The 14355-nt window shown below is 41.6% G+C and carries 5 protein-coding genes; 2 read left to right on the top strand and 3 right to left on the bottom strand.

The annotated features are described in order from the left end of the window. Positions 1-17: 17 nt before the first annotated feature. Positions 18-2015 carry a TonB-dependent siderophore receptor gene (locus AN214_RS16610; protein ID WP_054980749.1) on the top strand — a complete coding sequence of 666 codons (1998 nt, stop codon included), beginning with the start codon at positions 18-20 and terminating at the stop codon, positions 2013-2015. A gap of 60 nt (positions 2016-2075) precedes the next feature. Here the strand turns inward: AN214_RS16610 and AN214_RS16605 are convergent, their stop codons facing one another. Continuing rightward, positions 2076-3446, bottom strand: coding sequence for a hypothetical protein (locus AN214_RS16605; protein ID WP_152960791.1), 1371 nt, complete (start codon positions 3444-3446; stop codon positions 2076-2078). A 175-nt stretch (positions 3447-3621) separates the two neighbouring features. Between AN214_RS16605 and AN214_RS16600 the strand changes: the two genes are divergently transcribed. Continuing rightward, positions 3622-5661, top strand: coding sequence for a S9 family peptidase (locus AN214_RS16600; protein ID WP_054980748.1), 2040 nt, complete (start codon positions 3622-3624; stop codon positions 5659-5661). A gap of 72 nt (positions 5662-5733) precedes the next feature. Here AN214_RS16600 and AN214_RS16595 read toward each other — a convergent pair whose 3' ends face one another. Then, positions 5734-6768, bottom strand: coding sequence for a nitronate monooxygenase family protein (locus AN214_RS16595; protein ID WP_054980747.1), 1035 nt, complete (start codon positions 6766-6768; stop codon positions 5734-5736). 124 nt (positions 6769-6892) lie between these two features. Then, the gene (locus tag AN214_RS16590; protein ID WP_054980746.1) at positions 6893-13918 is read right to left on the bottom strand and encodes an Ig-like domain-containing protein; all 7026 of its coding nucleotides are present in this window, start codon (positions 13916-13918) and stop codon (positions 6893-6895) included. Positions 13919-14355 lie beyond the last annotated feature (437 nt).

The raw sequence follows: 14355 nt of genomic DNA, 5'->3' as shown, positions 1-14355 counted from the left end.
ATCATACACTAATAATAATGCCAATATTGCCTTTTCGTTGTGTAAAACTGCTGCCGCTTGCGCTTATGCTAAGTGTGTCTGAACATGCCTTTAGTGCAACAAATTCCGATCTTTTCGCGCTCGATTTGTATCAGCTGAGTGAAATTGAAGTCACTATTGCCAGTAATACGCTGGAAACAAAAGCAACGGTTCCCTCTACCATTACGGTGTTTGATGAAAAGCAGCTCATAGCCTTAGGTGTAAACAATGCGTTTGACGTATTGAACTACGTACCGGGTATGCAAATGGCGCGCGGCGATTGGGTAGGTGCTGTGCCAAAAGAGCATGCTAGAGGGGTAAGGTTAGACAATGGCTATTTGTTAATTTTACTTGATGGCGTGCGTTTAAACGAAACATCGTTTGGTAAAGCCACGGTTTATACTCCTTATATTGCGACATCTGTGCTTGAAAAAGTTGAAATCATTCGAGGTCCTGGTTCGGCCCTTTACGGCAGCAATGCGTTTTTAGGTGTAGTTAATTTTATTACTAAAAAAGCACATAAAAGGTTTGAAGTTGCGATTGGCGACCACGGTTATAAAGCGCTCAGTGGCAGTTATGCAAATACACAGAAGCAAATGAGTTTCAGTGCGAATGTCTCGTTACAACATAGTGATGGGCAATCATACGACGTAGGGGAGCAATTAACGGTTAACGACCCTTTAAAGCATGTATTTGTAAACGCCCAATTGGGTTACCAAAATAGTGAATTGCGTTTTCATTTTATTGAAAATCAACTGGATGAGTTTATAAACCTCGGTGGTTTTAGTAAACAAAATGTACATACCAGTCAGTCTGCCAGCATTAGTTTGCAGCATCAATTATGGCAAAATGATCATCATGAAATTGACGTGCTGGCAAGCTACGCTAATTTTCAAATTGATTCTTCTGGCATGGTGTTACCAACAGAAGCGGGTATTGTAAGTAATGACTTTCTCACTGGGCCAAACTGGCAAACGCAGTGGAGTAAGTTAAAGTTTACCCATAATTACAAGCTATCAAGCGATAAGCAATTAAACTCTGGTTTTGAATACCGCCATGCCAGTCAATATCAAGCGGGTGTTACCACCAACTTTTATGATTTTGATAGTCAGTTAATAATTCCAAACGATGCGTTTTATTTAGGCGGATTACAACGGATTGAGAACATTCCTGAATTTGCAGCGCTACGTGCTTCGCATGATTTTTATGGCGCATATAGCCAATTAAAGTGGCAGTTAAATCCAAGCTGGTTGTTTTTTATTGGTGCGCGATACGATGACATAAGAGATCTAGATAGTAAATTATCACCGCGTTTTTCAGCGATTTGGCATGCATTTGATAATCAAACTATTAAGCTTCAATACGGCGAGTCATTCAGAACCCCGGTTAATAATGAGCTTTACTCAAGCGACAGTGTTACCAAAGGCAATCCTAACTTAACGTCTGAATACGTTAAAACAACCGAGCTAGCGTGGCTTTATAATGGCAAAAGCACATCACTTGAAGCTGTGCTATTTAACAATCAATTAAGAGACTTTATTAATCTAGTACCAACTGCCGGAACCAGTTTTTTTACCTTTGAAAATAGTGTTAATGAGAATATGTCTGGGGTGGAATTATCCGCTAAAAAGCTCTATCACAAGCTACAAATAACCGCTAATTACACGCAGTTATTTGACGAGCCAATTAATCAAAGCTTTAAGCGTTTTGCTAATTTACAGTTGAGTTATCCAACTGACTTTATCGATTTTCATATCAACGCCTTGTGGCGTGACAAAATTGAAGCTGAGCGCAGTGATGAGTTTCGCTATTATCAACCGAGTTACACGCTAGTAAACATAAAGTTAGCGCGTAGTTTTGAACAGCACACACTGTCACTAACAGGTGAAAACCTATTTGATAAAGACTATAGCATTTTTGATCCGCGAGTTTGGGATGGCGCGGTGCCAGGAAAAGGCCGGCAACTGGTGTTAAGTTACCAATATACCTTTAACTAACACACAAACGATTGCTTCGCTCTCGTTTAAATAACGTTTTGGTTTAGTTATCAGCGAGCCCTAATCAGGCATTGCTTCAATGCTGACAATCGCAGAGCGGTTTAAGGTAATTTTGTAGCGTTTAGCTGTTTTTGTACCATTGGCCGAATAGGTAACCACTAAGTTTATCTGATAACGCCTTTCTACCGATTGACCCGATACTTTGCTGCCGTCCAAACTGTAGAGTTTGCCTGCACCTTTTTTTAAGTATCTGACAAAAGGGGTTAAGTTAAAAAACACTTGCTGCTGAATTTCTTCATAACCCGGTAAAAACGCTTTAGCAATCACTTTACTATCACAGCGATAATGAATTAAATGTGCTGCTTGTTTGTTTTGCTGACGTCGTTTTTTAAATAAATTCTCGACATCATCGGGTAGTGCTTTTCGACGAATATGCTCAAGCCATACTGTTTGGGTATGAATGGTTTTATTATCTGCACTGCTTTTAAATATATGTCGCCATTTGGGGCGCCCTTGCCTTATTTTGCGCCAAATTACGCGGGTTAAATCTTCTTTAAATGTTTCACGTAGGCCATAAATAACCCCCAACATGGCAATCAGCGCTAATGTAACTTCTTGGAAATTTGAGCGCGCATTGAGAACTAAAAACATCACAAACGCCATCATAATCGCTGTGACGGTGCCACGTACCAAACGCTGCAAGTTTAAGTTAAGGTTTTTGGTTTCTTTACTAAACACCACACCATATTCGATTAGCCTTTGCAGTAACCGCATTTTGTTGGTGATGCGATTGGGGTCCTCTAGGGTTTGTTTCGAATTGTACTCACGCTCTTCACGGTAGGCGCTTTCACTGCGACAAAAATCACGTAATGCCTCACGCGCTTTTGCAAACTCACTACTTTTTGGACCTTTTGACAACAGCTTTAAAAACATTTGTTCACAGTGCCAACTTAAGTAGTTATCGGCGTTGTCGAAATAAGATTTTAGTTTTTTGTCGGGCGGTGTGTAGCGGCGCAATTTCTTCAATAACACGCCTGCTTGTTCAACCAATTCAGTGGCTGCGGGATAAAACACCTCGGCATCTTTGATTTTTTGTGTATGTTTAATATCCGCCTCAAGCGCCAAGCGAATTTGATAAGAGTAAAGGTTTAAATTCAATCGATAATCAGATTTTTCACCTTTTGACTGACTGATAAAGCGGCTACGTACTAAAGGTAAATGTAATTGCTCAGAATAATAGGCACTGTGGCTTTTCACATGGGCGTGAAAATAGTCTTCTTCGTTTAAGGTACTGGTGTTGATGCCCATTTCTACGGGCAAAGAAAAATACAGGTCGAGGCGCTGCGTTTCTTTGGGAAGCAATAGATAGCTTAACTTAATTGATAAGCTTTCATCTTGAGCGAGTTTTACGTCTCTGTCGATATTGAGCACTCCTTTTCTGCTTTAGTTATCGCTATTAAGCATAGCATAAATCTACTTTAATAACATGATGTTAAATTATAAAGCGCGTTTAAACCCGCCAATATGCAGTCTATCTTAGGCATGTTGCAAAAATGAATTGAGTTGCTACATTGCCTAAGCAACCAATAAAAATGGACCCTTTTTTATGAGTAAAATAATTAAAACTACGCTGTTAGCAGGATTAGTCAGTTTGAGCGTAGGCCCAGCAATTGCCAGTGATAATGCCACTTGGCAATATGAAGATGTGTTTAACATCGAATATGCAGCATCACCTCAAGTTAGTCCAAGTGGTGACAGTATTGTTTATGAGCGTCGTAGTATGGACATTATGAGTGACAGTACACGCATCAACTTGTGGCAGTACAATCTGAGTAGCAATGCTCATACGCCGTTGCTTTCAGGTAAGGCACAGTATCGCATGGCACGTTTCTCATCGGATGGAAAAAAGCTGGCGTATATTTCAAATGAAGAGGGCGATAATCAACTTTATGTGCGTTGGTTGCAAAGTGGCGACATGGCTCGCGTAACGAATGTGGAACATGGCGTAAGTAATATAAGTTGGTCACCGAATGGTCAATGGATCGCATTTTCTATGTTTAAACCACAAGAGGCGAAAGGTATTTTTAGCGAAATGCCGAAAAAACCAAAAGGGGCTAATTGGGCCGGTACTGCAAAGTATATTGATCAGATGAGTTATCGTAGCGACGGACGTGGGTTTTTACCCCATGGCTATCGCCATATTTATGTTGTGCCAGCAGAAGGCGGTACGCCTCGTCAAATCACTACAGGCGATTTTCACCATGGCGGCAATATTGCGTGGAGCCAAGATGGTGAGCAGATATTTATTAGTGGCGACCGCCACCCTGATTGGCAAGACAGACCTCGTGAGTCTGACATTTACCAAATTAATGTTGCGACGGGTGAAACCACTAATGTGACCAAGCGCGAAGGCCCCGATGCTGCGCCAGTGATGTCACCAAATGGTAAAAAGATTGCGTATTTGCGTTTTGATGATAAAAAACTATCGAGCCAAAACAATGACATTTTTATCATGAACAATGACGGGTCTGATGTTAAAAGTTTAACTGCGAAACTCGATAGACCAATAGGCAATCCTAAGTGGGATACAAAAGGCCGTGGTCTTTACTTTAGCTACGACGATTATGGCCAAAAATACGTAGGCTACGTAAATCTGAAAGGAAAAATCACAGAAAAAATAGCCAAACTGGGCGGTCAGTCTTTAGGGCGTCCGTATACCTCGGGTGAATTTGCGGTAGTAGATACGAATGAACTGGTTGTGACACTTGCCAATGCCAATCGACCTGCTGATCTAGCGATGGTTAAAAAGGGAAAAACGCGTAAAGTCACCTCTTTAAATGAAGATTTGCTCACCCATAAAACAACCGCTGAAGTGGGTGAAATCACTGTTAAATCAACGGTTGATGGTCGTGATATTCAAGCTTGGTATGCGCTGCCACCTAACTTTGATAAAAACAAAAAGTATCCGCTGATTTTAGAAATTCACGGAGGCCCACATACGGCTTATGGTCCAAATTTTAGTGCCGAAGTGCAGTTAATGGCTGCAAAAGGCTATGTTGTTGTGTGGGCGAATCCGCGCGGCAGTACGTCTTACGGTGAAGATTTCGCAAATCTTATCCATCACAATTATCCTTCGCAAGATTACAACGATTTAATGGATGTTGTTGATGGCATGGTTGCGAAACCGTATGTTGATAGTAATAACTTGTTTGTGACGGGTGGCTCTGGTGGCGGTGTTTTAACTGCTTGGATTGTGGGTAAAACTGATCGTTTTAAGGCCGCGGTAGTGGCAAAGCCAGTCATTAACTGGTTGAGCTTTGCTCTGACCGCTGACGGTTATTCGTATTTTACAAAATATTGGATGCCAGGCATGCCATGGGATCATGTTGAACATTTATGGGCTCGTTCGCCACTCTCGCTAGTGGGCAATGTTAGCACACCAACAATGCTATTAACTGGCGAAGAAGATGTGCGTACGCCGATGAGTGAAACTGAGCAGTATTATCAAGCATTACAACTGCGTAAAGTGGGTTCGGCAATGGTGCGAATTCCTAAAGCAAGTCATGGTATTGCGGCAAGGCCAAGTAACTTGATCCAGAAAGTTGGCAATATAATGGCGTGGTTTGAAAAGTACCGCACCCAATAAAGTGTGGTTTAGTTATTAAAAAGCCCCGTAATATCGGGGCTTTTTACTACCTAATTAACTGGGGTTAACACATTAAATTGATTTATTAGCAAGTGTTTGAATACGCGTTTCGGCTCCTGAAACAACATCGTTGATGATTTGCTGTACCGACTTAACCTCATGAATAACCCCTTGCGATTGACCAATAAATTGCACACCGTTTTCTAAATCGCCATCGATGGTTGCAGCTTCAAGCTTTTCGGTAGCGGCACCAAATAATGACAACATTTTGATTTTATCAAACTGGGCTATCAAGCCGACAAGCAGTTTCCACAACGGCATATCGACCATTTTTGCTGCTTTAAATGACTTAATGGTGGCGCTTAAAAAGTTCATTGGTTTTCTAGTGGCTTTTTGTGCTGCAGGTGTTTTCATTACGCGCGCATAAAGACCATCAAAATTCTTGGAATAAATAGTATCTGCGACGCGCTTTTCAATCACCGCATTTTTAACATTTTGGTGCACTGGGCTTTCAAGACTGGTTGCAAAACGAGAGCCCATTGCGATAGCGTCTGCGCCAAGGGCAAGAGCTGCCACTAAACCTCGACTGTCGGCAAAACCACCTGCTGCGATTACAGGAATATCGACAATATCGACAATATTGGGTACTAAACATAGCGATGTAACTTCGCCGCCGTGAGCGGCTGCTTCATGTCCGGTCACAAGCAGTGCGTCTACCCCTGACTTTTGTGCAGCAAGGGCATGTTTTTCAGTCACCACTGTGGCGATTACTTTACCGCCATATTGCTTAGCGCCTTCGACAAGCCAATCACCTTTACCAAGTGAAAAGTTAATCACAGGTACTTGTAGCTCGAGTGCGATTTTGGCGTTTTGCTTTGCGCCAGGCATCATTAACGTAATGCCAATGCCAAATGGCTTATCGGTAAGCGAGCGGATTGTTGCAATTGCATCTCGGGTTTGTTGTTGGCTAAGTGGACCTGACGCCAAAATACCTAAACCGCCGGCATTACAAACGGCCGCGACTAATTCTGGTGTTGAAATCCAGCTCATGCCGGGTAATACGATTGGGTGTTCAATGCCAAAAAGTTCGGTAATGCGTGTTTGCATAGGTATTGCCTGCTTAACTGGTCAGATGTGTTAGAGTTTACAAACTATTAACCCAAGATGGAATAGTTTTCGGCAATAAAAAGGCCTGCAATTGCAGGCCTTTAATAAGCTGACTTAACGAGTGTTATTTACACACACCATTTGCATTGGTGATACGGAAGCGAAGCTGCGTATCATTATAGTCGCCATCACCACCGGTATCGTCACAGTTTATGTAACCTGTGTTATTGCTACCTAAAATGGTTTCACAACTACCATACTTCCACGTACGGTTATTTTCTTTAAACTTGTACGTTATCGAGAACGTATTGCCTCCTGTTAGTGTAGCGCGTTCTACCCAACTGCTTGTATTCTCTGGATATTGCCAATTGGATATCGCAGTACCATTAGAAAGCACTTTATACGCTTGTTGATAATCAGCACTACGTTTGTGGGCAAATGCAATACTGGTACCTGGTGCAAAAGTTAAGCCATTACCAGATTCTGTAATACATTGGGCTAATGCTTTCGTTACGTTGATGTTCACCTGACTTGAAGCGTTGCCACCTTTGCCATCACTAATACCGTATGTAACGACCACTAGACCTTCGTAATTTTCAGGTGCTTGATAACGTACTGTACCGTTACTGTTAATTGTTGCAATACCGTGGCTGGCACTAACACTTGTTACGGTTAGGGTATCGCCATCAGGGTCATTGTCGTTACCAAGTACATTAATTGACGATAAGCGCTCACCTTGCGTTACCGATGCTGAATCTGGGTTCGCAATGGGTGCTTGGTTAGTTGAAAGTACAGTCACTTCAAGTACCGCTTGTGCTGTACCGTTGGTTTTACCATCGCTCACGGTGTAAGTAATACGTGCTTTACCAACCCAATTTGCAGGAGGAGTAAAGGTAATGGTGTTATCAGTGTTTACCTGTGCTACGCCAACGTTTGCAACAGCGTTTGTAACGCTAAGGGCATCGGAGTCTTGGTCGCTATCGTTTGCTAGTACATTGAAGCGTGTTAGCGACGTATCTTGGTCAATTGTTGCAACATCGTTATTTGCTGACGGTGCGTTGTTTTGTTTAACACGTACATCTACTAAAGCACTGTCAGTTAAACCTTCAGGATCTTTGATGGTGTATGTAATCCAATCTTGACCATGGAAGCCAGCATCTGGTGTGTAGGTCAGGTTTTGGTTGCTATCAATTACCACGGTACCGTGATTAGCAACCGCAGAAATCAGCGTTAAATCATCACCGTTAAGATCTGAGTCGTTCCAAAGTACATCAACGTTGTAAAGTGGTGTGTCTTGGAATGCTTGAATGCCATCATCTACAGCCACAGGTGGTTGATTAACCGAGTTTACAACTACCGTAATAGAACCGGTTACTGAGCCACCGTTACCATCTGACACTGTGACATCGATTTTTGCAGTGCCAACAAAGTCTTTGGTTGGCGTAAAGTAAATAATGCCATTGCCATCTACTGAAACGGTACCGTCATCAGTTGATACTGAAACCGGCTTAGCGTTGTCGCCATCTTTATCTTCAATTTTATCGAGAATATTAATCGCATTATTTTTTGAGTTTTCATCAACAGCAACTGATGCTGGTTGTATTGTAGGCGCATCGTTAACAGGCATTACATCAATTGTAATGTAGCCAGTCGATTGATTTTCGCCATCAGTGATGGTGTACTCAATGCCCACTTCGCCATAAAAATCAGCATCTGGTTTGTAATTAATAAGATTACCGTTAACCGTTACTTTGCCTTTTGCAGTTGTCGCCGAGACCAATGAAATTGATTGACCGTCTGGGTCTTCGTCATTTTGCAGTGCATCAAAGCCAGTAACTGATTCATCTTCATTGATTGAAAGGTAATCACTACGTGTAATTGGCGCATCATCAAGTGGTTTTACGGTTACTTTTACAACACCTTCTGCTGTGCCACCTTTACCATCTTCTACTTGGTAAGTGATAGTATCGTCACCGTAGTAATTTAGGTTTGGTGTATAACGCAAGCTACCGTCTGATTTTACTTCTACGCTACCGTGTAACGCAGTAGCCGATACTGCTTTTGCAGGATCTTCATCAACATCTGAAATATGTTGAGTTAAATCAACGACATTATTTTTAGAGTCTTCATCCACTTCAATGATTTTTTCAGTTGTTGTTGGATCGTCGTTTAGAGCATTTACCGTAACAACAACCACTGCACTGTCACTTAATTCACCATCGTTAATGGTGTAGTGAATAGTATCTTTACCGAAGAAGTTGTCGTTTGGCTGGTAACTTAGCGTGCCATTAGCGTTGATAGTAACAACACCGTTGTCAGACTCAGCTTGAGTTACTGTTAATGTATCGTTGTCAGGATCACTATCGTTTGCTAGCACATCAATCACATCGATTTTCTGGTCTTCATCGGTTTGTGCTTCATCGTTATTTGCGTTTGGTGCATCCGTTTCACCTGTTACCAGTACATTGATAATACCAACTACCGAACCACCGTTACCATCGACTACCGTGTAGCTAATCTGATCGCTACCAGCATAATTTTCTTTTGGCGAATAGCTCAGAGTGCCATCTGGGTTAACGCTTACTTCACCGTGGTTAGCTGTGGCATTCGTTACCGTTAAGGTATCACCATCCACATCATGGGTATAAGGGCTGGTATCAACAATCTCATTTTCGCTGTCTTCTGCAACCGTTAGCGAAGCAGTTTCTGCGGTAGGTAGATCATTTACAGGGGTCACTGTAACGGCAATCTTTGCGTTTAATTCGGTTTCACCATCACTTACCACGAAAAGGATTTCATCGTCACCAAAGTAATTTTCATTTGGTTTGTAAGTGAACTGTCCGTTACCGGCATCAATTAATTGGCCGTTTGTTGCAACTGGGTTGCCAATAATTGAAAGTGCTTCACCTTCTGGATCAGTTACGCCTTTTAGCAAGTTAATATTGGTAATCTCAACATCTTCTTTTGTTGTAAGCGTGCGTTCTGTTTGACGTGGTTCATCATTTACAGCCGCAATTTCAACGGTAACTTGGCTTGTTGCTACGCCACCACGACCATCGCTAATGCTATAAATGATAATATCTTTACCATTGTAATCAGCTTTTGGTTGATAGTTGATACTGTTGTCGTCGTTTACAGTCACTACGCCGTGTAATGATGTCGGCGTACCTAAAATAACCAGCGGATCGAAGTTTGGATCTTCGTCGTTTGCGATAACCGCAATTGATTCAGCGAACTCATCTTCGTTGATTTCAAGGGTATCTGGGTTTGCGATTGGCTCAGCATTGTCATCGTCATTAATAAATACATTGCCAACCACGTTATCCACCACTAACGCAAAGCTTTCAGACTGCTCAAATTCGTCATTCGTGAGTGTTGCTACTTTTACAAATACAGTATCTGTGTTTTCAGGTAACGTAATATCTTGTGTTGAAGCAAGTAAAACGGCTTGCCAGCTCAGGCCTAAGTCAAAGCTTACCTCAACGGTTGTGTCGTAGTCTTCTTGTGCAAGCGCATTACCGTCAACTAACTGGAACGGGAAGCTAATTTCGCGTTCTACTTTGCTATCTAACGTAACCTCAAATGTGGTTGTAGCACCTTCTGACACAGGATCTGGCATTGCAATAACCGACATCACTTGTGGTTTTGGTGCTGTGCCGTCTGTTACTGATACTGCTTTTGCGTGTTTGCCGGTTTCTTCAAACCATGCCGATAGCTCATAAGCTTCATTTTCTTCAATGCTATCATCAACTAAAGAGGTTACTTTAATTAATACATTTTGAATTTCAGCTGGTACGTTAACCGATTTATTTTCAACCAGCGACATTTCTTGCCATGTAACGCCGTTATCAAGTGAAACGTATCCTGAATTTAAGAAGTCGTCATTGGTGGTATCATTTAAACCAATCACATTGAAGCTGAGTGATTGCGATTTCTCTAACTTACGGTCAAACACAACATTGAAAGTGACTTCTTCACCTTCCATCATTGGGTTTTTATCAGTGCTGATAAAATCAATTACCGCATTTTTAGGCGTCGCATCAATAAGTAATACTGGCGCTTCAATTAAATCGAGTTGCTCTTGCTGAGTCCATGCATGTAGTTGCAGGGTTTCAATTTCTTCGTCTGCGTGTTGATCTTTAATAATCGATACGCGAACAAGGAATTCTTGCGTATCTTTCTCAAGCAAGAATGAATTTGCTGCGCTAAGGTCGATTGTCTGCCAGAAAGCGCCATTGTCAAATGAGAATTCAGCTTGAGGATCAAAGTCGTCATTTGCTGTTGCATCGTCTGACTTTAGTTCTACAAACACGTTTTGTGTCGTGACTACTTGTTTATCTAAACTTAACTCAAATACTGCGTAGTTGCCTTCAGAAACTTCATACTCTCGCGGCGCATTTTCGATTAAGCGTGCCGGTATAGAATTTGAATCGTCTAAAATTTCTGCTTCAGCACTAACATTTGCAACCTGTAGCTTGTAGCTTTCTGTATATTCCGCTTCTTCATCTGTTAATGTAACAACTTTCACTAGAAAATGATTTATGCCTTCGGGCATCGTCACTTCTGAGGTAGTGTTTAAGTTGGCTTTAACCCAGTTTGCGCCATTATCGCTGCTATATTCAATTTCAGATGAATAATCTCGTTCTTTTACAGCAGTTACATCTTCTAATGAAAGTGAAAAAGGTGTTACCGCATTTGTCACATTGGTTAAGAATACGGTAAATGTATGCTCCTTACCTTCTTTTACTTTTTTAGTTTCTACGATTACATCAGCTACTTCAGGAGCAGGGTTCGTGTTTTGATTTTCAATTATTAAACTTTCAGCTTTACGGTCGATGCCGTCGTCTTTCCCCCAAGCTGCAAGTACTAGCTGCTCTTGTTGTTCGTCAAGAGTGTCGTTAGCGGTTGTCACTTTTACATCAAAACAACGCAATCCTTGCGGTACTGCAACTGTGGCAGTATTCGATAGGTCAATTTGTGTGTTAAATGTGATACCTTGATCGAAGCTGATATATGCAACTGAGTCAATGTCGGCAAGTACAGCAGTGTCAGGGTTTACTTCTAAATAATAGTCTTGTGTTTGTGTGGTGGTGCCGTCTAAGCACACATTGAATAGTGCTGAGTTACCTTCAGATACTTTAAATGGCGTTGCCGTAATGCTACTTACTTCAGGGAAGTCATCGCTATTTTCGGTGCGATCTGAAATGGTAACTGTTGTTGTTTGTGTATCCGTGCCACCGCTAATTAAGTAGGCAGTTAGATTGAAATCTTCGCTGTTTTCTACCTCATCGTCGCGCAAAGTATGTACGCGAACATCCACATATTCAGTGCCTTCAGGAATAAGAGGGCGTTGTTTGGATGATAAATCGTATTCCATTGGCCACGTAACGCCGCCATCAAGCGAGATTTCTGCATTTGGATTGTAATCACGTTGCGCGGTTGCTGCGCCATCATTTAAGCGCAAACGCAGTTTTGCATCATCATTAAGTGGTTGATTAAACTGAACTCTAAAGGTTACAAATTCACCTTCTTCTACATTACTATAAAGCGCAAAAACCGAATGCACCGCGTCTTTTGCTAAATCAAGATCTGCGTCTTCGTCATGAATGCGGATAATTTCAAATTCATGATCAGATTGGTCAGCACGGTGCCATGCATTAAGCTTTAATGCCTCAAAACCTTCGTCAATATCATCTTCAAAAGATTCAAATTGGATATCAACATAGCGACCACCTGGTGGCACCAAAATTTCTTTGCGCGAAGATAGGTCAACGTTTTGTACAAAGGTTTCACCGCGGTCGAATGAAATATTCGCATTGGCTGAAAAGTCATCGCCCATCGTTGCCGAAAGTGCATCAAGCTCAAGGTTAAGTAACGTTGGTAGTACTAAATCTTTGTTGAACTTCAAGCGGAATTTAATGGTGCGGCCTTCTTCAACAAGATCATCACTATGACGTGAATAAACAGCGTTGACGCGAAGGTCACCTTGGTTACTTGATGGGTCGAGAATATCTTGATTAAGTGTTAGGCGATCCGACAGTGTATCTCTGTGCCATGCTTCGAGCGTGAAGTATTCAGTATCTTCATCTTTGCCGTCATCATTTAAATCAAGCAAAATATCGATATGGCGACCACCTGGCGGTACAGAGATCTTTTGTGGGCTGGCTAAATCAACTAAATACGGATAGCTTTCGCCACGGTTAAATGAAATAAACGCTGTGGTATTAAAATCTTGCCCTTTTTGTGCGGTACCGCTGCTTAATTTTAAGTTTAAATCTTTGTCATCATCGAGGATTTTGTTGAATTTAACGCGGATGTGCGCTTCATCACCTTCTTCAGGGCTTTTATCTAGGCTGTAAATTGCACTGATTTTATAGTAGCTGTCTTCACCACCAGAATGATCTGAACCATCACTGCCACAGTTAGCCGATGCTAAATCGGTAAAGCGGTGAGCACTGGTTGATAAATAGCTGAGTGATGATTTACCCATGTCGTAAGCGAAAAATTCAGAGCCACCTAAATTATCCTGACGTGAAAAAATGAGTTCGCCTACCTGGTTTTTAGCGGCCCCTGTCGCTAATGCTAGGTTATGCTGGTTAACAATCTCAACGGTTAACGCTGTTGTATCAACGCGATACAAACTGTTTTTACTGACTAAATATAAGTTGTCGCCAATAAAGGTTAAGTCACCCCAGTTTTTATCTTGTTCATTGCGAAAGCCTGTAAGCTCTCCATAAATTGCGACATAGCCTGTCGTTGGATCTATGGTAAATAAGGTATCGTCGTGTGCGGCCCACAGTAAGTTTTGGCTCGGATCGCTTACCAAACGGTAAGTGAATTTAGTCTTACCAACCTGATGGTGTGAACCCGAGTTTATATCATAATATGCAAGATAACTGTGGCCATTATTTTGTGGAACTGAAACATAATACAAACGCTGTGACGCTTTATCGAGTGCGATTGCGGCAGAATCATACAGTGCGATTGAGTTTGACAGGCTTTGACCTGTGTATTCATCGAGCTTATGAATAACACCTTGGCCTGCATCACTGGCAATACCATAAATCGGGCTGTGGCATTGTGAATAGGCCGAAAAACCTGACGTAGCAAGGGCTGCACATACAAGGGTTCTGACAGCGTTTAGTTTCATAGGGGGCTCCAACGGGCTAACAGAGTAAAATATAAAGAAATTTTTTCCGAGATTTTACGTTAAGTTGAAACGTAATGAAAATGTTTATCGTAAAAAATGATTAGAAAAATATTACACTCTATAACAGAAAAAATTATTCTAAGTTCTTTAGGTACTTAAAACTAAAGCCAGTAAGCTTAGGGGGCGTAGAGCAAATGCGTGCTTAACAGCAGCTGTTTATAAAGATGTTTTGCATTGTTCTATAGCAAAAATGTAAATAATCAAATACAGAAACCTTAATTTCTATAAGGATATTTTTAATCGCTAATTTATTGATTAGTTGCTCGTTATCGAGCTAGTAGGGAATACTAGGGTCTGTTGATCTTTGCTGTTCTATTTTTGTTCTGTTTGAGCGTGCTTTTATCGCGGCGCTCGATGTGTGGCCTAGTAATCTAAGC

Origin of the sequence: Pseudoalteromonas sp. P1-9 (assembly GCF_001399975.1) — a bacterium.
Taxonomy (GTDB): Bacteria; Pseudomonadota; Gammaproteobacteria; order Enterobacterales; family Alteromonadaceae; genus Pseudoalteromonas.
The sequence above is the reverse complement of the archived record's forward strand: the minus strand, read 5'-3'. Positions and strand labels throughout refer to the sequence as shown.

Bases quoted from the DNA above. Each gene is read 5' to 3' on its own strand.
- AN214_RS16610 (WP_054980749.1), top strand. From the start codon at position 18: ATGCCAATATTGCCTTTTCGTTGTGTAAAACTGCTGCCGCTTGCGCTT.
- AN214_RS16600 (WP_054980748.1), top strand. From the start codon at position 3,622: ATGAGTAAAATAATTAAAACTACGCTGTTAGCAGGATTAGTCAGTTTG.
- AN214_RS16595 (WP_054980747.1), bottom strand. From the start codon at position 6,768: ATGCAAACACGCATTACCGAACTTTTTGGCATTGAACACCCAATCGTA.
- AN214_RS16590 (WP_054980746.1), bottom strand. From the start codon at position 13,918: ATGAAACTAAACGCTGTCAGAACCCTTGTATGTGCAGCCCTTGCTACG.